The 19,693-nt window shown below is 30.1% G+C and carries 15 protein-coding genes; 7 read left to right on the plus strand and 8 right to left on the minus strand.

The features are described 5' to 3' along the window. Nucleotides 1-98: 98 nt before the first annotated feature. Both ACEW8E_RS16235 and ACEW8E_RS16240 read right to left on the minus strand, forming a co-directional pair. The gene (locus ACEW8E_RS16235; RefSeq protein ID WP_373481401.1) at nt 99-290 is read right to left on the minus strand and encodes a hypothetical protein; all 192 of its coding nucleotides are present in this window, start codon (nt 288-290) and stop codon (nt 99-101) included. Nucleotides 291-295: 5 nt separating this feature from the next. Beyond that, complete coding sequence (locus ACEW8E_RS16240) at nt 296-508, minus strand: helix-turn-helix domain-containing protein (protein ID WP_373481402.1); 213 nt, start codon at nt 506-508, stop codon at nt 296-298. A 163-nt stretch (nt 509-671) separates the two neighbouring features. Between ACEW8E_RS16240 and ACEW8E_RS16245 the strand changes: the two genes are divergently transcribed. Continuing rightward, nucleotides 672-848 carry a DNA cytosine methyltransferase gene (locus ACEW8E_RS16245; protein WP_373481403.1) on the plus strand — a complete coding sequence of 59 codons (177 nt, stop codon included), beginning with the start codon at nt 672-674 and terminating at the stop codon, nt 846-848. A gap of 27 nt (nt 849-875) precedes the next feature. On the opposite strand, the gene patD is transcribed toward ACEW8E_RS16245, so the two are convergent. Next, nucleotides 876-1,244 (minus strand): heterocyst frequency control protein PatD, encoded by a 369-nt coding sequence (gene patD, locus ACEW8E_RS16250; RefSeq protein ID WP_373481404.1) that lies wholly within the window; start codon nt 1,242-1,244, stop codon nt 876-878. 235 nt (nt 1,245-1,479) lie between these two features. Between patD and ACEW8E_RS16255 the strand changes: the two genes are divergently transcribed. Beyond that, nucleotides 1,480-3,729 carry a bifunctional (p)ppGpp synthetase/guanosine-3',5'-bis(diphosphate) 3'-pyrophosphohydrolase gene (locus ACEW8E_RS16255; protein ID WP_373481405.1) on the plus strand — a complete coding sequence of 750 codons (2,250 nt, stop codon included), beginning with the start codon at nt 1,480-1,482 and terminating at the stop codon, nt 3,727-3,729. Between the two features lie 163 nt (nt 3,730-3,892). On the opposite strand, the gene ACEW8E_RS16260 is transcribed toward ACEW8E_RS16255, so the two are convergent. Continuing rightward, a complete protein-coding gene (locus tag ACEW8E_RS16260) occupies nt 3,893-4,885 on the minus strand; it encodes an aspartate carbamoyltransferase catalytic subunit (protein ID WP_373481406.1) in 993 nt (330 codons plus the stop codon). A 138-nt stretch (nt 4,886-5,023) separates the two neighbouring features. On the opposite strand from ACEW8E_RS16260, the gene ACEW8E_RS16265 reads away from it, so the two are divergent. The 4 genes from ACEW8E_RS16265 to ACEW8E_RS16280 all read left to right on the plus strand — a co-directional run bounded on the left by ACEW8E_RS16265 (nt 5,024) and on the right by ACEW8E_RS16280 (nt 10,661). Further along, nucleotides 5,024-6,106: a pentapeptide repeat-containing protein gene (locus ACEW8E_RS16265; RefSeq protein WP_373481407.1), complete on the plus strand. Its 1,083-nt coding sequence runs from the start codon at nt 5,024-5,026 to the stop codon at nt 6,104-6,106. A 116-nt stretch (nt 6,107-6,222) separates the two neighbouring features. After that, nucleotides 6,223-6,615, plus strand: coding sequence for a hypothetical protein (locus ACEW8E_RS16270; RefSeq protein ID WP_373481408.1), 393 nt, complete (start codon nt 6,223-6,225; stop codon nt 6,613-6,615). Between the two features lie 105 nt (nt 6,616-6,720). Then, nucleotides 6,721-8,073 (plus strand): hypothetical protein, encoded by a 1,353-nt coding sequence (locus tag ACEW8E_RS16275; RefSeq protein WP_373481409.1) that lies wholly within the window; start codon nt 6,721-6,723, stop codon nt 8,071-8,073. Between the two features lie 11 nt (nt 8,074-8,084). Next, nucleotides 8,085-10,661 carry a glycosyltransferase family 39 protein gene (locus tag ACEW8E_RS16280; protein ID WP_373481410.1) on the plus strand — a complete coding sequence of 859 codons (2,577 nt, stop codon included), beginning with the start codon at nt 8,085-8,087 and terminating at the stop codon, nt 10,659-10,661. 35 nt (nt 10,662-10,696) lie between these two features. Here ACEW8E_RS16280 and ACEW8E_RS16285 read toward each other — a convergent pair whose 3' ends face one another. The 4 genes from ACEW8E_RS16285 to lysS all read right to left on the minus strand — a co-directional run bounded on the left by ACEW8E_RS16285 (nt 10,697) and on the right by lysS (nt 17,599). Next, nucleotides 10,697-12,388: an ABC transporter permease gene (locus tag ACEW8E_RS16285; protein WP_373481411.1), complete on the minus strand. Its 1,692-nt coding sequence runs from the start codon at nt 12,386-12,388 to the stop codon at nt 10,697-10,699. A gap of 208 nt (nt 12,389-12,596) precedes the next feature. Beyond that, nucleotides 12,597-14,462 (minus strand): response regulator, encoded by a 1,866-nt coding sequence (locus ACEW8E_RS16290; protein ID WP_373481412.1) that lies wholly within the window; start codon nt 14,460-14,462, stop codon nt 12,597-12,599. 237 nt (nt 14,463-14,699) lie between these two features. After that, on the minus strand, nt 14,700-15,899 hold the full coding sequence (locus tag ACEW8E_RS16295) for a glutathione S-transferase family protein (RefSeq protein ID WP_373481413.1): 1,200 nt from the start codon (nt 15,897-15,899) through the stop codon (nt 14,700-14,702). 116 nt (nt 15,900-16,015) lie between these two features. After that, entirely contained in the window at nt 16,016-17,599 is a 1,584-nt protein-coding gene (gene lysS, locus ACEW8E_RS16300; protein ID WP_373481414.1) for a lysine--tRNA ligase, read from the minus strand. 234 nt (nt 17,600-17,833) lie between these two features. Here lysS and ACEW8E_RS16305 point away from each other — a divergent pair, with 234 nt between their 5' ends. Next, the gene (locus tag ACEW8E_RS16305) at nt 17,834-19,612 is read left to right on the plus strand and encodes a hypothetical protein (protein ID WP_373481415.1); all 1,779 of its coding nucleotides are present in this window, start codon (nt 17,834-17,836) and stop codon (nt 19,610-19,612) included. Nucleotides 19,613-19,693: the final 81 nt, after the last annotated feature.

The following is a 19,693-nucleotide window of genomic DNA, read 5'->3' on the forward strand; positions in this document are numbered from 1 at the left end:
ACCTTCTCAGTGTAGATGTACTAACACCTTTTAGTTTTGCGGCTTCAGAAATAGATAGTTTACTCATTGTTCTAGTCTAGCTCAAAAAATGAGTAAGTTTAAGAAGATTTAAGTAACTTTTTGTTAACTGTTAAAAGCCCCGGATAACCAATTTTAATATTCGGTGTTTGATGAGTAATTTTTGACCATTTTAAAGCATTAATTCTCGGTTGTAAAACTAATTCTAACAATAATTCTTTTATCAAATTTTTATTATCATTAATAGTAATTAAATTTAAGTAAGATTGCATTATTTTTAGTCAGTAAATAAATCATATATATTCACTTCTAAAGCCTTCGCTATTTTCTCAATATTAATCAATGTAATATTTTTTTCAGCTCTTTCAATCATCCCTATATATGTTCGATGAACGTTAGCTTTTTCTGCTAATTTTTCCTGTGAAATATTTTGTTTTAATCTTAATTCTCTGACTTTATTTCCGAATTTAACTAATATTTTTTCTTTCACAATTAGCTTGACTTTAGAAATCCCAAATATCAGTTTAGATAAATGCTAACTATAAATCGACATACTATAATTAGCGTTTTTCGTTTTACAATTAAGTTAATCTAGTGAATTATCTGAAAGATTATTCTTTATTACATAATAGTATTGAGGAATACTAAATAAAATGAAAGTAATTTCTTTATTCTGTGGATGTGGTGGTTTAGATTTAGGATTTGAAAGAGCAAATTATGATATTATTTGGGCTAATGATTTAGATAAAAATGCCCTTGAAACTTATCAATATAATTTTGATATAACTAAAATAAAAGAAAAAATTTATATCAACTTTAAATTAAATTAGGCTTTAATTTTATACAAAAAATAATTATTAATCTAAGACAGCTAATAAATAATTATCGGTTAAATTTATGGCTTCATTTAAACGTTGTTGAATAACTAAAAATCGACTTTCTTTGGTAGTGATTTGTTTTGCTGATTGATAGAATAAAAAATCTGTTTTTAAAAGCCGTATATAACGATAGGTTTCTGTTTGCCAAGATTGAAATAAGGATTGTTGACTTATGTCTAAATAGTCACTATTAAGAGTCATTATTTTGATTTGCAAATAGTCTTGTATTTGATACCATTTATTTTGAATAAGAGTAAAATTATTTGTATCAGCACATAACAACAGGTTTAAACTTTTAAGTAATTCTAACCAACCTAACAATTCTTGTTGATGTGATTTTGATAACATTTTGGCTAAATTGAGTTAAAATTTAAGAAATTGAATTACTAATATCAAAGCCTTTACCGTGATAGTAAAAGAAAGAAAACATCACAGTGGGGGTGATTCTCATATCAATGGAAATAATAAGTTTAAGGTTTCCTTGAGGGAATGATTTTTATTTCTGAAATTTTTTACTTGATCGTAATCGTTCAAGATTATAACTAAATAATATCAAATTTAGCCATTTTTTTATCGCAAGATTATGAATACCACAACTTTAATTTCTGAAACCAAACCAGTCAAAAAACTACATATTCCAAATTGGTTAAATAATTGTCTCACAGGAGACCAAAATGATCCTCATAATAGCTTAATCTGTAGAGCATTCAACTTTGCTTATTCTTTGCATGAAGGACAATATCGTAAATCAGGAGAGCCTTATATCGCCCATCCTGTAGCCGTTGCGGAGTTATTACGAGACTTGGGCGGAGATAGTGAAATGATTGCGGCGGGTTTTCTTCATGATGTAGTAGAAGATACTGAGATTACTTGTGAGGAAATTGAAACTCTTTTTGGTGCAAACGTACGTCAGTTAGTAGAAGCAGTAACAAAACTTTCTAAATATAATTTTTCTAGCAAAAAAGAAAGACAAGCAGAGAATTTTCGTCGAATGTTTGTGGCTATGGCTCAAGATATTCGAGTGATTGTGGTAAAATTAGCCGATAGATTACATAATATGCGCACTTTGGAGTTTTTACCTCCAGAAAAACAAAGATTAATCGCCGAAGAAACAAAGGAAATTTTTGCACCTTTAGCTAATCGTCTCGGAATTTGGCATTTTAAATGGGAATTGGAGGATTTATCTTTTAAATATCTCAATCCTATCGCTTATAATAACATCAAAAATTTAGTATCTGAGAGAAGAAAAGATAGAGAGGGGAGAATTGAAAATGTCATCGCTATTGTTAATCATCGTTTGAATAGTTTAGGTATTAATCCTATAGAAGTAAAAGGTCGTCCTAAACATCTGTATGGAATATATCATAAAATGGAACTTCAACACAAGGAGTTTGATCAAATTTATGACATGGCAGGTGTCAGAATTATTGTTAATACTAATGATGAGTGTTATCGTGCCTTGGCTGTAGTTCATGATGCTTTTCGTCCAATACCAAGAAGATTTAAAGATTATATCGGTTTACCCAAGCCTAATTTATATCAATCTTTACATACTACTGTAGTCAATTCTAATGGAAGACCGTTAGAAATACAAATTCGGACTCTTGAAATGCACAATATCGCCGAATATGGTATCGCCGCCCATTGGAAATATAAGGAAGCTGGAAACTCTAATAACACTCATTTATCTAGTGATGAGGAAAAATTTACATGGTTACGACAATTATTAGATTGGCAAAAAGACTTAAAAGATGCACAGGAATATGTAGATAATCTCAAGGAAAATTTATTTGATGATGATGTTTATGCTTTTACCCCCAAAGGAGAAGTTATCCCCTTGACAAGAGGCGCAACGGTGGTAGATTTTGCTTATCGCATTCATAGTGAAGTCGGTAATCGCATGAAAGGTGCGAGAATTAATAGTAAATGGTGTCCTCTTGATCAATCTATCCAAAATGGGGATATAGTGGAAATTATTACTAGCAATAATAGTCATCCTAGTCTTGATTGGTTAAATTATGCCGTTACCCCTAGCGCAAAAAATCGTATTCGTCAATGGTATAAGAGATCTCATCGGGATGAAAATATCGCTAGAGGTAGAGAATTATTAGAAAAAGAATTAGGTAAAAATGGCTTAGAATCTTTGTTAAAATCTGATACCATGCAAAAAGTAGCACAAAAATGCAATTTTGTCAAGGTAGATGACTTGTTAGCTTCCTTAGGTTACGGAGAAATAACTTGTATGCAGGTTATCAGTCGTTTGCGAGAAGAAAATAAACAACAACAACCTGAAGTTAAAACTCAACCATTAGGAGAAACTCCTTTAGCGACTACTGTCACCAAAACTTATAAAGAAATTAACGGGAATAAATATCCTATTTGTGGTATCGAAGGATTAATGTATCATATTGCTGGATGTTGTCGCCCATTACCCGGAGAAAATATTATTGGAGTGGTGACAAATATTCGTGGTATTTCTATTCATCATTTAGATTGCCCTAATCTAAGTACTATACCGGGTGAGCGTTTAATTCCTGTTAGTTGGAATTCTGGTGATAGTAAAAGTCGTAATTCCACTTATCCTGTGGATATAGTAATTGAAGCACTGGATCGTGTTGGTATTTTAAGAGACATTTTGGGAAGATTAACTGATCAAAATATTAACGTAAGTAATGCTGGTGTGAAAACTGATTTTGGTAAACCCGCATTAATTTCTTTAACTATTGACGTACAAAATGCTACCCAATTTCGTTATGTAATTAACCAAATTAAAAATATGAGTGATATTTTAAATATCCGTCGTGTTAGTGAAGTCTCTAGTATAAATAAGTAAAATTATTAGGAGTTAGGAGTTAGGAGTTAGGAGTTAGGAGTTAGGAGTTAGGAGTTAGGAGTTAGGAGTTAGGAGTTAGGAGTTAGGAGTTAGGAGTTAGAAGTTAGGAGTTAGGAGAAATACTGATAAATTAAAAACTCAGTTGATTTCCCCAGTGTAAACCCTAATTAGAAGAATTACCAATTAAATACAATAAAGCCATACGCACAGCAACACCGTTGGTAACTTGATCGCAAATTAAGCTAAACTGGGGATCATCCATTAAATCAGAACTAATTTCTACACCACGATTAACAGGCCCTGGATGCAATATTTTAACATCAGGGTTACACCATTGTAAAGTCTGACGAGTAATGCCAAATAACTGATGATATTCTCGCAAACTGGGTAATAAATAATCTGTCATGCGTTCTTTTTGTAGTCTTAATGTCATAACAAAGTCGGCATTTTCTAAGGCTGGTTTTAACTGCCAATGTAAAAATAAACGATCTTTATAGTTATTATTGATAGTCTCAGCGAATAAAGTGGGTAAAAGTGTCGGTGGTGCGGCTAAATGTAATTGAGCGCCTCCGGCTAGTAAACTGTTAATATTAGAACGAGCAACACGAGAATGTAAAATATCTCCTACAATGGCGATTTTTTTGCCTTTAAGTAACGACATTTGGGGATTTTTGTGGTCTAATAAAGAGCAGATGGTGAATAAATCTAGTAAACCTTGAGAAGGGTGTTGATGTAAACCGTCACCAGCATTGAAAATACTCACTCCTGATTGTAACTTATCCATTTCTTGGGCAATATTTAACGGTACTCCTGATTGACTATGACGAATTACCATTATATTCGCCCCCATGGCTAGATAAGTTTTTGCTGTATCTAATATTGTCTCACCTTTAGTTAAAGAAGAACTACTAGGGGCAAAATTGAGAATATCGGCGGAAAGTCTTTTAGCTGCTAGTTCAAAACTACTACGAGTACGGGTGGAAGGTTCAAAAAACATAGTGGCTACAACTTGCCCTTGTAATGCTGGGACTTTTTTTGTGCGACTTTGCAAAACATCTTTGAAACTTGAAGTGGTGGTTAAAACGGCATTATATTCATCTAGGCTAAAGTCTTCTAAGGAAATAATATGTCTTCTTGTCCAAGGTGTAGCAGTCATTAGCGCTTTTTTTGTTGCGTTGAGTAAACAATTGTTTTAGATAGTCTTCAGTATCATAACTCAAGATGATATTCTGTTTAAAGATATTTCATCACTCATGATCAAATTTGTTTATATTTTATTAACACTATATATTTTATGCAATTATTAGAATCTCATAATCAATGTCCAGATTGTTTATTAATGGAATTACAATTTATTCCTAAAATTGATCATCAATATGAATTATATCTTCATATTAAACATAATCAGCAACAGGAAGAAATTTTAGACGGAAGAGTTAAATTTGGGCTAAGATCTAGTAAGTTATTGTTAACTTTAAATAATTTAGTCTTTATTGAAAAAGCTGAGATAAATTCTTCAATAATTACTGTGGTTAATAATGTTTTTTCCTCCCAACTAATCTGGGATATTAATTATTTATCTGATGGTAAATTTTTACAAGGTAATTTAAGTAAAATTAAGTTAGGAGTTTTAAAAGTTAAAGCTCATCCTTATCAATTAAAAGCTCAAATTGTCGCAAAAAAATCTGATATATTTTTAACAGATATTGAAGGATTATGGAGACATGATATTACTCCCAATAAACATAGTATTTTAGAACGTAAATTAGCAGAATTTATTGAAAATACTCAATTAACTCCTTACATTAGTCAAGCAATTTTTGGCTCTAAAGATGCTAATTTTACATCAACTTTACCTCATCAAAAACAAGATAATTTAACTGAAAAACAAGCTCTTGAATTAAGAAAAATTATTCAATCAATTTATCTAACTACGAAAAATAATTTCCCTGAATTAGCACAAATGGCTGGTTTAAATCCTTTGATAGATTTTGCTGGAGGAGATTTAACGGGAGTAAATTTAAGCGGATTATCTTTGAGTAGTGGTAATTTTCAAACCGCTAATTTAAGGGGTGCAGATTTAACGGATATTGATTTAAGTGATGGTAATTTAAAGTATGTTAAACTTAATGGTGCTGACTTAAGTGGTGCTTATTTAGAAGGTGTAAATTTTGAAGGTGCTAGTTTACAAAATTCTAGTTTAGCCTTAAGTAATTTAATCGGTGCTAATTTAATTAATGCTAATTTAACTAATACTAATTTACAAAATACCAGTTTTAGTAATGCTAATGTTAAAGGTGCTATTTTTAGCAATAATTTAGGTTTAGAAGAGGATAAAAAACAAGAGTTAATTCTTAAAGGTGCTATTTTTAAATAAATCTTAAATATTTTCTCTCAAATAATCAATAATAAATTTATTTATCTCTTTCTTTTGGAACTTTTTCCCCTTTTTATCGTCATATAAGTGTCTTAACTATTTTTAGGTTATTAAGTATGTTTAAATCTCATAAATTTTTGACAGTATTCAGTCTTTCTTTTCTTACTTTTTCTCCTTTTTTTATAGCTGAAAAAACTATCGCACAATCTACTCAATCACCTTTCAATTCACAACAATGTATTCAAGGTTTAACTAAAGAAGGTTTAAAACCACAACAAGCATCTGTGTGGTGTAATTATAAACAAGAGTGTTTAGTGCGATCGCAAAAAGAAGGATTACCAGCGGAAGCAGCAAAAAGTGTTTGTGATTGCAGTATAAAAGAGTTTAGAAAGCGTTACAGTACAGAGAAATTTAAGGAATTAACAAGACAAATCAATAATAATGCAAAAGTAGCTTCGCAACTTAGGGAAGTGGGAGAAAGTTGTTTTGAAGATATTTTATTTGAATAATGAGATAATATTTCTTAAGATGGAATTAAATAAATTTTAGGACATAAAAATCCAGGAAATATTTTATTTTCATCATAATTATTCAAGGAAGAATTACTCAAACTAATGAATTCAGCAGATTATTTTTATCAATGTCGTCAAATACTTACTACTGCTATTAATGAATTAGGCTTTTTGGTGACAGATAAGAAAATCTGTGAAATTTCGGAGTTAATTTTAGAAAGTATGACGGGTAAATGGAGATATTTTCACTCTTTTGAACATATATTAATGGTATCAAAAACTGGAGATTCTTTAATAACTTTAGCGGCATTATTCCATGATTTAGTTTATTTACAAATAGATAATAAAATTTCCTTTCATTTAACTCCTTATTTAAACCCTTTTATTATTGAGAAAGAAGGAGTTTTATTTATTAAATCTAATTTAGATTATCAAGATAATTGTGCAGAAATTGTTTTAAGAATTTTTGATTTACATTTAGGAAATAAATTATCATCATTAAATCAAAACGAATTTTTAAGCGCTTTAATTGCCGCTAAAATCTTAGAATCTTTTTTACCTTTATCTATCATTACTCGTATTGTGACGATGATTGAATTAACTATTCCTTTTCGGAAAATTATTACTGGAGAAAAAAGTATTCCTCATCAGTTGCAACAACGTTTAACAGAAGTTAATCAAAAATTTAATCTTGGTTTAAACAATGCAGAAATTATCTTGACTATTTCCCAAGCTGTTAAATTTGCTAATATTGATGTTGGCGGTTTTGCTTCTGCTAATGTATATGATTTTATTAACAATACATGGTTATTATTAGCGGAAACTAATCATGATTTAATTGATACCCATAAATATACCATTAAAGACTATCGTTTTTCTTTAGCTAAAACTACTCTATTTCTTAACTCTTTATCTCCTCAATTAATTTTTCATCAATATAATAATCAGCCAAATATTGTCGAATTTCAAGAGTTAGTTAATATTACTAGATATAATCTGACTATTAGTAAATATTATTTAGCAACAAACTTAGTCAGCATTTCTCTACTAGAGGCTTTATGTTATCGTTTTCAGTGCGACATATCTTTATCTTTTTTGTTTGATTTTTCTCATAAATATTTATCTATCATGAATTTTTTACCTTCATCTAAACCTTACCATCCTCAAAATGAAATAGAAAAACAAGTACTTATTCTATTAGATTCTGAGTTTGATTGCAGTTTATATGACAGTTTTAAAAATACTCTTTTTTCTAGTTTCATTGTTAGATATTTAAGTTTTACAGAAATTTTAAACTATCAAACTAAATGTTATCTTTTCTTTGATAATCAACTAGATTCTGAGGAATTTTTACGCTTTTTTCCCCTCAATTTAATTAACATTATATCAGAGGCGATCGCTAAATTATTAATGGAGAAACAAAAAGCTGTTATCATGACAAAGAATGAAAAATAAAATAAAATGAAATGTTATTTAACAAACTATTTAACCATAATTATCAAAAATCAAATAATGTATCTCGACAATTTATTATTGTCTGTTTAATACTAATTTGGAGTTTTGGTTTTATCATTGATCGTATTTGGTTTAGTTTAGATAATACTATACCACCTTGGGATCCTTCTGAATATCTCAACGGAGTAATGTTATATAAAGAAGCGCTGAAAAACCCTCATTTTTTTGATAGTTCATGGTGGCGTGAATTTTGGTTATTATCAAATAAAATACCACCTTTAATGTATATTATTACTGCACCATTTTTTTTGATTTTAGGTGCTAGTGTCGATAAAGGTAACTTAGTTTTATCGCTATTTAGTATAGTTTTATTAGTTTCAATTTTTTATTTAGGTAGATTATTTTTCAATCATAAAATAGCTTTATTTGCCTGTCTATTAGTACAATTAATACCAGCTTTATATGTTTATCGTTTAGAATTTCTTTTAGACTATCCCCTCACCGTAATTATAACTTTTAGTTTTACTTGTTTAAGTTATTGGTATTTCACAAAAGCAAATAAATTATCTTGGTATTTAAGCCTATTAACAGGTATTTCTTTAGGTTTAGGAATAATGTTAAAACAAACTTTTATTTTCTTCTTATTCTTCCCCATTTGTTTTGCTTTTATTTCTTTACTTCTCTATAAAAAATGGGAGAAATTAACACAACTAATTACCAGTTTTTTTATTGCTATTTTTATCTTTTTTCCTTGGTATCGCACTAATTGGCTATTAATTTTTACATCAGGAAAACGCGCCACTATAGACTCAGCCATTTTAGAAGGAGATCCACCTTTAAATACTTTAGAAGCCTGGACTTTTTACGGTAAAGTTTTACCCTATTTATTATCATGGCATTTATTTATTATACCCCTTATATGTTTAATTTATTTAGTGATAAAATTTTATGTTCAAAAATCAATCAAATATAAAAATATAGGGTATTATCTTCAAACTAATTTTTATCAAAATACAGTCAATGTAAAAAATAATAAATATTCTTTAACTTTTTTAATTACTCTTTGGTTATTTATCTTTTTAATAGGTGGTTATTTATTATCCTCATTAAATGTAAATAAAGATGCTCGTTATATTTTGCCATTATTACCAGTTTTAGCCTTAATTTTATCTGCATTAATATTTAGTTATACCGCCATTGGTTCATCTTTTTTTAAAATATTTACTATAATATTAGCTATAGTTTTAATGATGTTAAATTTATTCCCTTTAGGAGGTAGTTTATTAACAGAAAAACTAAGTCCAAAAATGCAACGTTTTCCCTATACCTCAGAAAAATGGGCAACTGAAGACGTTATTCCTGCTACAATTAATCTTAACCCATATTTAAGATCTAACATCGGAGTTTTACCTTCTACCCCTGAAATTAATCAACATAATATCTCTTTTTATGGCTCAATTCCTAACTTTCAAGTATTCGGAAGACAAGTCGGAGTGCAACAAAAATTTGTGCTTGAAGATGTTAATTCTTTAGACTGGTTTTTGACGAAAACAGGAGAGCAAGGATCTATACCAGAATCACAACCAGCTACAGTAAATTTAGTAGAAAATAACGGTGACTTTAACATAGTAAATACTTGGCAATTGCCAGATAAAAGTGAATTAAAACTATATCATCGCACTTTACCTCATAACGAAGTTTTATCTCTTTCTACTAATAATAGTAAAGTTAAATTAGATGAAGTAATTATTCCTGACAAATTTAATATTTTACAATCTATTCCTATTACTTATAAATGGTCTGGATCATTATATAATTTAGAAAATGGTATCGTTATTTTAAATTGGCAATCTTTAAATAGTAGCGAAAAATGGACTCATGATCATGGCATTGCTATGGGTAATTTACACTCTGCTAATGTTAACACAGAAGAATTAAAACAAGATTTTCAAGTAATAGAAAATACCGCTATGTTTGTTAATCAAAATATTTCTGACGGTGATTATATTTTACAAGCCACTTACTTAGACAAAATCACTGGGGAAACTTATCCCATTTCTACCCCAAATATTCAAGTTACGGTGAATAAAAATACTCCTTTAATTAACTCTAATCAACCCCTAGATTTAGTGTCTCAAATTCGACAATTAGCGCCCAATTTATCTCAAGGTATTGAAGGTTTAGATCCTATTTTTTCTAATATCGGTAGAATTAATCAATATGATCCTACTCAAGATTATCTCAAAGTAACGGAAAAAGCCATGCAATATCGATTACAAAGTGATAATAATTTAGATTATTTATATACTTTACTTTTATCTCAAGTATTACAACAAAAAGTAGTTCAGGCGATCGCCACCGCTAAAAAATTAGTAGAAATAAATCCAGAGAATGCGTTTAATCATGGATATTTAAGCGTTTTATATCTCTATGATTGGAAAGGAAGAGAAGGAGAAAAAGCATTACAACCGGCGTTAAAAATTAAACCGAATGTGATTGAGTTTCAATATCTAAAAGGTATTAGTGGGTTAATGCAGGGTAACTTGTGGAAAGTTTGGCAAGTTTCACAAGATTTAAAGAAAAATTAAGAAAAATGTTTGTTACTTCTTGCCTGTAATTAGGGTTAATTATCTAACAATATTTTTGTTTCCGACATTCCTGCTTTATGTAAGACTCTTTTTAACTGATAATTAGCAGCGATTATTACCATGATTTGAGTTAATAAACTTAGCATAATCGGAATAATTGTTACTTTACCAGTAGTGACGGCTAAAGGAAAAGCGGAAAATAAGGATAAAAGTGGAAAACTACGATAACTTTCACCTATGATAATTAAACCTAAAAATGGGCTAAAAATCAAAGTTGCCAAAACCCCAGTAGCGATTAAATTTCTTTTGTTACTTTTAATCATCAATAATAATTGAAATATGGTGGCGTAAATTATCATTATGGTTGCGCCTAAAAATAAACCTGCCAAAATTGATAATTTATTCGTTTGAAAAGGAAATATTAATACAGCAGGAATGGTATATAAGGTAACGATAGCTATATTACCAGCAATAACTAAAGGAGAAGGACTTTTTTCTCCTAATAATAAATCATGAATCTCATGACGATAAGAAGAATTTTCATGGCGAAAGCGTGCCCAATCCTGTAAACTCTGACGAGAAGGAGTTAAAGCGATTATTAGTAACAAGAAAAAGAAAAAGTTAAATACTTGTAAACTAATGAGTTTGTCATTAAGGGAAGAATAAGACTTGATTTGTTGTAAAGTAAATCCCACATTAAAAATAACGAAACAAGCAGAAATTAAATAACTATGATATTTAGAGAGAATGGTATCTGAAGGATTATGAAAACGACGTTTGATTCCTTGCCATATCCAAAATGTCCAAATTCCATAATTGGCGATAATTAAGCATAAACTGACTAAGCTATTTTGCCACCAAAAGTTACCATACCAGTTAAGACTATTTAATCCTTTGATAGATAAATAACCGATGGTATCAGGAGAAAGAAATGTAGATTTGATGAGATAAGGTAAAAACATCATGGGATTAAAAAGAATAATCCAATCAAGGGAAGTGGCGGTAAAACTTTTTGCCTCCATCGCTACTCCTGTCATGGTAGATAAGAAGAAGAAAATTGCCATACTTCCTAACCATCCTTGAAAATTACCTAAATCACCAGAAACTAAACTAAATAGTAAACTGGCGCTATAAAAAAATAAACAACTAATAGCTAAAACGAGATAAAAGCCGATAATTAAAGGAAGAGAAATATTAGCTTTTAATCCAGCTACTAAATGTAGAGGTGTCGCTAAAATACCGAATAAATAGACTAAAATCGGCACACCTAAGATTTTTCCGCCTAAAATAGTTATGGCTGATTGAGGAGTAAGGCGAATAAAGTTAAGAGTATTTCTACTATTTTCTTTTGAGACATCTGTCATTAACATATAACTACCAACAACTAAGAGAATAAAAACTCCTAGAATACTCATCGTAGTAAATAAATCTAACCACCATAATTCTTTAATCATCTGTAAATTGCCTAATAAATCTTTACTACAAACACCAAGGTTGGAGGAATAAGACTCATTTTCAACAACTACAGTACAATAACGATTATAACCACCTTCTACTTTTGGCAATAATCCCTGAAAATATAAATATAATAATGCTTGTCCAATAATAGAAACTAAAGAAATAATCGTAATAGTTTTTGGTGTTAATCTGCCTTTGATTTCTCGAAATAACTGGGGATTCCATTCCCCGACACTATCAATAACACGGGGATACATTTTTGATAACATACATTTTACCTCAATAGGTTTATTGTTTTCCTATTCCATAATAATATCAATAATTAATAAATAATGAATAAGCTACTTTCGATTTAAGTAACTGACATTACCCACTCATTCATAATATTAAGTTTTAATAGGTATCAGGTTTTAGGTTTAATTAAAATGATTGAAGTAAAAAGTTATCCAGATTTAACGGTTAAATTGTACTTCATAATTATGATTTTTTATATCTATTCAAATGAGTGATAATTCTAGGATATAACTCTACATCAATTTTTGATTTACTGATAAAATCATCCGCACCGGCTTCGATAAATTTAGTAATAACATCTTCCGCTAAATTTCCCGTAAGAAATAAAACTGGAATTGATTGTAAAAAAGGATCTTTTTTGATAATTTTACATATATCTAAGCCGTTAAGTTTTGGCATTTCTAAATCTAAAATAATTAAATGAGGCTTAATTTTTTTTATTTCATCTAAAAAAGTTTCACTATCAGAAATAATATTAATATTAACGGGTAATTGGTTAAGAATTAATTTTTGTTTTAAAACTTCAGTAAACCTTATATCATCATCAATTATTAGGATGTCATAGAGAGATGTTATCTGAGAATTATCATTATTTTTCCCTAAGACATTTTCTATATTTTGCCAAAGAATTTCTAAAGAATTATTTTTACTTAAAAAAGCATTAATAGGATATTTTGAACAATATAATCTATTTTCTAAATCATCATTTTTACTATAGATTATTATTTTAGTTTTATCTTGTTTTTGACTTAATAAATCTAAAATTAAATTTTGTCTATCCTCCTGATTTTTCCACTGAGTTTCTAAAATAACTAAATCATATTCATAGTCATTTATATATTTAATCGCAGTATTAATAGTATAGGCAAAATTAAGATCAATGTTAGGATTTTCTATAAAAAATATTAATTCATCTGCTAATTTTTGATCTTCATCAATGACAAGTATATTAACTTTATAGTTTATACCTATTAACTGATTATTTTTCTTAAAAATTAATTTTGCTTCAGGGAATAAACTTTTTTGTAAATCATAAATTAGATTAGTTATTTTTAATTGTACTTTTTCCTCTTTTAAATTATTTTTATTCTCTTTTAAAAAGGCTTCAATATTTCTAGCTATTTCTCCAGCATAACTAAAACCAATACTCCCTAAAAAGCCGACAAAATTATGAGGAATACGAATTATATCATCAATAGAAATATCATCTTTTTTTCCTTGAATATAATCTAATAAAGTTTGACAATCATTACTAACACTTTCTTGATTATCTAACCATATTTCTTCCATGAATAGTGTTAACTTTTCTTCTTTATGACTAATTATTTTATTTTCTGTTTGACTATTATTTTCTAATGTTGGTTGATTAGTAATAGATGGAGTTTTTAACCGATAACCCATACCATAAACTGTTTCAATAAATTCTTTATCTAAGCCAACTTGTTCTAATTTTTTACGTAATGATTTAATATGAGATCTTAAAGTATTATTAGTAGGAATAGTATCTATATCCCAAAGTTTATCGATAATATTTTCAGTATTGAATACTTTGTTAGGGGTTTCTAAAAAAATCTGTAAAATCTTAAATTCTGTAGGAGTTAAATGTAAAGATTGATTTTGATAAACTACTTTTTTTTCTTCTGGCATCATGATGAGGTTTTGCCAAATTAATTTAGGAGATTCAATATTATTTTCTCTTCTAACTAATGCTTTTATTCTTACTAACAATTCTTGAAAATCAAAGGGTTTTGTTAAATAATCATCAGCACCAGATTCAAAGGCTTTTATTTTATCTATTTGATTGTTTAAAGCAGTGATAAATAGAATACTTATATTAACATTATTTTTCCGTAATTCCCGACAAATATCGATACCATTTTTATCAGGTAACATTACATCTAATATAAGAATATCATATTTTTTTTCTTCTAATTGTTGTGCAATATTAACCCCAGTTTTTACTATATCAAATACTTCTGATTCATGAATTAAATATTCTTTGATTAATTTTCCTAACCTTTCATCATCTTCTACTAAAATAATCTTCATCGAAAATATTAACCTCTATCTTGAAAAAGGTGTCAGGTGTCAGGTGTCAGGTAAAATACAAACTGTCAATCTATAACAAATTTAATGGTTAATTCTTATAATCCTTATAGTGCCAACTATATAACGTTTATCTTATCTGAATTTATCATAACTACTGTAGAAGATCCAAAAATTTTGATTAATTATAAATTAATAGTTTAAGTATATTTACGGATACTTAAACAAAAATTTACACTCTTAAGTAAAGTTTATCGGATTTTGATCTCTTCGATGACGTATCGGTAAAGATTCAGGTTGTGCATTACTTTGTAAACTAGCCGTATGCTCTAAAGCAGTACGCAATCTTTTTCCTGCATAAATCGACATATCTCGAGGAATACTGATTCTATCTCGTAAATAACGCAACCCCACAGCAGAATTAGGGGGAGGAAGACAATTTTCTTCTGTCATCAGATTAGTTAAAGCGCAACGCAAGGCTTCATCAAATAATTGATTATCCGTAGGATTGACTTTGATAATGTTATGACGATGTTTTAAAACTCGATATAACGCCTCTTGACGAGAATTTTTAGGCTCAGAATAGCTAACATCAGGTAAACTAAACCAGTCTCCTTCATCTACTAATTTTTGGTTAATTCTCGCTTTTTCTGTGCCATTTTCATAACACCCCCCCATTTGCGGCGGTAAATCGTGAGCATGAGTATGAAAGTCACTTTGTGTACCTCTATAAGTTGTTCGAGTTTCCATGGCATCAAACCAACGAGAAAAATACGGATTTTCTTCTCTCAAAGAGTAGCCTTTATAATAGTAAAGACTGGCACTCATACGCTCAACGTAAGGGGTAAAAATGACATCGACGATAGAAAAAACCTCCAGAAAATAAGGGCTATCAGTAACGCTTAAAGCCGCCTCCACTTGCTTGACAACTTCAAGAAATTGTTTACGGTTATTCTCCTCCTGCATTTTAAACATTGTCGGATAACAAAGCCAACTACACCACCCACGAAATAACAATCTTTCTAGCTTTCTTAAAGCCATAACTTGAGGGTGTTGCATTCCTAACCCCAAGACTCCAAAAGCATTTTCTAACGCCAACAGAATATCGTCACTTTCAGTGATAATTCTTCCATCTAATTCGATAGCAGGTAACATTCCTGATGGCACTTTTTCTTTATACCAGCTTTCTTTTTGCCCATAACAAAACATGGTTACTTTTTTGATGCGGTAGGGAATTTGCTTTTCTTCTAACCACAACCACACTTTTTGACAATAAGGACACCATGCGTGATAGTCTCGATATAAGGTTACTCTAATATTTTCTTCCGATTGATTAAATAATCTTAACAGTGCTTGTGAATTAGTTAATCCATTAACAGTATCAAGGTGATAATCTGTAAGTTTTTCTAATTCTTGCCAAGTTAGAGGAGTGATTGTCATAAAGTTTAATTAATTAAAAAGGGATGTGTTAAATTAAGTACTCAGACAAAATTAATTGTATGTTTCCTTAAGAAAGATAATAAGTAAGAAAAAAATAAACTATTAACTATTAACTATTAACTATTAACTATTAATATAACTTCTTCTAAACGTTTGAGGACAAAATCTTTATCTAAATAAGAGAATAAATAACCAGCTTTTGGCCCTTTTTCCTTACCTAAAAAAGAGTAATAAACTGCGGGAAAAGCAATATTTGGACTTACTCCTAATTGTTTAGTAGCTGTAAACAAAGCCGTCTGCAATTCTTCTCCTTCCCAATTGTCTATAGTCGTTAAAATATCTTTTAATGTACTTAAATAATGTTTTTGTTCTATGGTTAAATTATTAGCAGTATCGGGAATTTTATCAAAATAAATAACCAGTTTTTCTTCCTCATCAGCATAGTCTTGTAACCATTTTTTAGCTACTGCTATTCTTTGATTTATTTTCTCCCAATCATAGTCATTTAATTCTTTTTCTGCTCTTTTGATAATTTCCTCTTTTAAGTCTAAATGGGGTACTTGTAATAAAGAAATTAAAGTACTAATATCAAAAGTATAATAAGGTTTTATTTCTTCATCTAATTGAGCATAAAATAAAGGTAATAAAGTTTTATTTAACTCTACATTCTCGTTATTTTCTTTTAATTTAGCATACTCATTTAATAAATTATCATAATCTCTAAATAGCTTAATAATTGTATCATAATTAGGAGCAAAATTAATAACAGTTTTTGGCTGAGTTCTTAACATTAAAAAACGCAATAATTCTGGTGGCAATAAGTCAGCCATATCTTTTGCACTTGAGCCAACACCCTTAGAAGAACTCATTTTCGTGCCATTAACAAGGATGAATTCATAAGGAGAATGAAAGGGAGGTTTTTTATGTAAAACTTTACGAGAAATCCCATTAGCTACATCACGAGATCCACCTTTTTGAGAGTGATCTTTTCCCGCCATTTCCATGGTAACACCAACTAAATCCCATTTCGCCACCCATTCCACTTTCCAAGGCAATTTACCGTTACCATCCATTGGTGACACCCAACCTTTACTACCACAACCTTTCACCCAATCCGTAGCATCTTCTTTACAAGTATAATAAACTTTTTTGCCGTTATAATCAGTTACATTAGTAGTTGCAATCTTACCACAATTAGGACAGATTAACTGAAAAGGATACCAATTATCGGCTCTCTGAGATTTACTGACATCTAAATATACCTCTCGAATATCTTGGGCGTGACGTAAAAATAAGTCAATATAGTGATTTAATTTACCAGAACGATACAAGTCTCTTAAATAATAAATTTCGGCTTTGACACCTAAATAATCAAATACTTCTAAAAATTCTCCCATAAAATACTTAGCATAATCAGACGCACTATCATCAGGAGAAGGTACATTGCAAAGAGGATACCCTAAATATGGCTCAAATTGCGCTTTATCTAAGTAATGGGGTACGGTGTCCAAAGCGTCATAATCATCAACGCCATAGGTGAATTTAACGGGTTTTCCTGCTCTTTTTAATGCCCTATACATGACATCATGAATAATTACCCCTCTTACTGAACCTACATGAACTCTACCTGAAGGAGTTTTGGAATCGTTAACTAATTCTGGTTGTTGCGACGTTTCCGCTATTTTATCCGCCCAAAACATAATTTATTTTCTATTGAATATGATTAAACTGCAAACCTCTCATTATATATTAGTCTGACAATAGTTAATTAAGCTATAAAGGAAGAAAATTGATTCCTAATAATTTATTTATTTCTTTATTAATCCAGTATCATGAAATTTACTAACAATAACAATTTCCATTTTATATATTTAAGAATAAAAAACTAAACTTATTTATCAAACATTAATTATCTATTAGAAATAGTTATCTTTATGAAATTTAAAACCTTAATTTTCCTTAATCTCACTTTTGCTTCTATTTTTTTTGTAGATGCCAATATTCCTATTTATGGGGATGAAATAACAGACTCCAATACCCAGAAAAATCCCACCACAGTAGATACTCTTGTACCAAGTAATAGTTCTCAATTACTCATGTCTCAAGAAAACTTATCCCCTGAGACTCAAAACAATACAGAAAATGTTACCCCTCCTTTAGAAGAAATAAAACCTGTAGAATATACTCTAACACCTTTACAACTATTTCCTTTTGAGCCGATGACGGTAGAAACGGCAAATATTTTACCTGTAGGTGCAATTTATACTAATTATGGTACGATTGTTTTTCCTAAAGGTTCAGAAGGTAAAGGTACGGGGTTACAGGTATATACTTTAACTATTAATGGAGGTGTAACTGAGAAATTACAAGTAGGGGCAACATTATCTTTCTTTGATGATCTTTTAGGTAGTAAATTTAATGGTAAACCTACAGACTTAGGTTATTTTTCCCTTGCACCTAATGTTAAATATCAGTTAATGAAAAAAGATAACTATAGTTTAGCCGTAGTGGGATCTTTAGAATGGTTAAAAATTTCTTCAGAAAATGGTTTATTTACCTCAAAAAATAATTTTCAAACTGATAATACTTTTGCTGGTACAATTCAAGTGCCTTTTACCTATAATGTTGCCAAAAATTATCAATGGCATATTGTCGGCGGTTTAAGTTTTTTCCCTGATACCGTTAATGATGGTGGAGATTTTTACGGTACATTTTTTAATATTGGTACTGGACTTAGTTTTAAGTTTACTGAACGATTTGGCTTTTTCGCAGATCTAAATGTACCTCTAGGTCCTGGTGGTAATAGTGTGGGAACTAATGGTAAAGTGGGTAAAAGTCTTGTGTGGAGTACTGGGTTAAATTACCTTCATAGCCCTACTGTTGGTGTTGATTTATCCGTTACCAATAGATTAGGGGATACCCCAGCTACTAAATTATTAACCTTTCTTCCTGATGGTAATGAAGTAGGAGTGGGTTTAAATGTCAGATATACTCCTGATATTGGTCATAATTATCAATCTAGTTTCAATACTCGTCCTTTTCAACCCCTTTCTGACAGAGATAAACAATTACTTTTTGATGGTATCACCCTTAGCTCTCCTAACACCATCAGACAAGGGACATTTTCTGTCAATGGTGGCATCGGCCCTAGTGCTAATTTTCAAATCGGCTATGGTATGAGTAATGATGCACAATTAGAATTTATCGGACAACAATTAGGAGATAGTGATGAACCTATTGGTAATTCACTGAAACTGGGTGCAGCAACCAAACTAAGGTTTCTTAATCAAGCCCAAGGTGATCCTTTTTCCTTTGGTATTAAAGGAGCTTTTGAAGAAGCTACAACTCAAGATGATGGAGTTGGCTCTTTTTCTGGAGAAGCATCTTTTATTTATGAAGCAAATGACAAAATTGCCTTGATGTTTAATCCTAAATTAGGAGTATTTGGTTCAAATCGCATCTTAGGTGCTGGTTTTGGGATCAATTTTCAGCCTATTTCAGGATTACAGTTAATGGGAGAAGTTACGCCTATGTTAAGTAACGATGCCACAACTTGGGCGGCGGGAGCTCGTTATATGCCTCCTCAAACTAATGTCGGAGTTGGTGTTTATGGCACTAATGCCGCAGGTACAGGTAATATTGGTAGTGTTGTTACTCAATCTGAAGATAATGTTAGTGTTGGTTTTAATATTATGTGGCTATTAGGAAAGTAATACTTGCCTCAGTTCGATACAATAATATCCTATTTAGTCAGGTTTCAGGTTTAATTTCCCGAACTCAGTACCTGAAAATGA

The organism is Geminocystis sp. (assembly GCF_041753295.1).
In the GTDB taxonomy this organism is placed as follows: domain Bacteria; phylum Cyanobacteriota; class Cyanobacteriia; order Cyanobacteriales; family Cyanobacteriaceae; genus Geminocystis.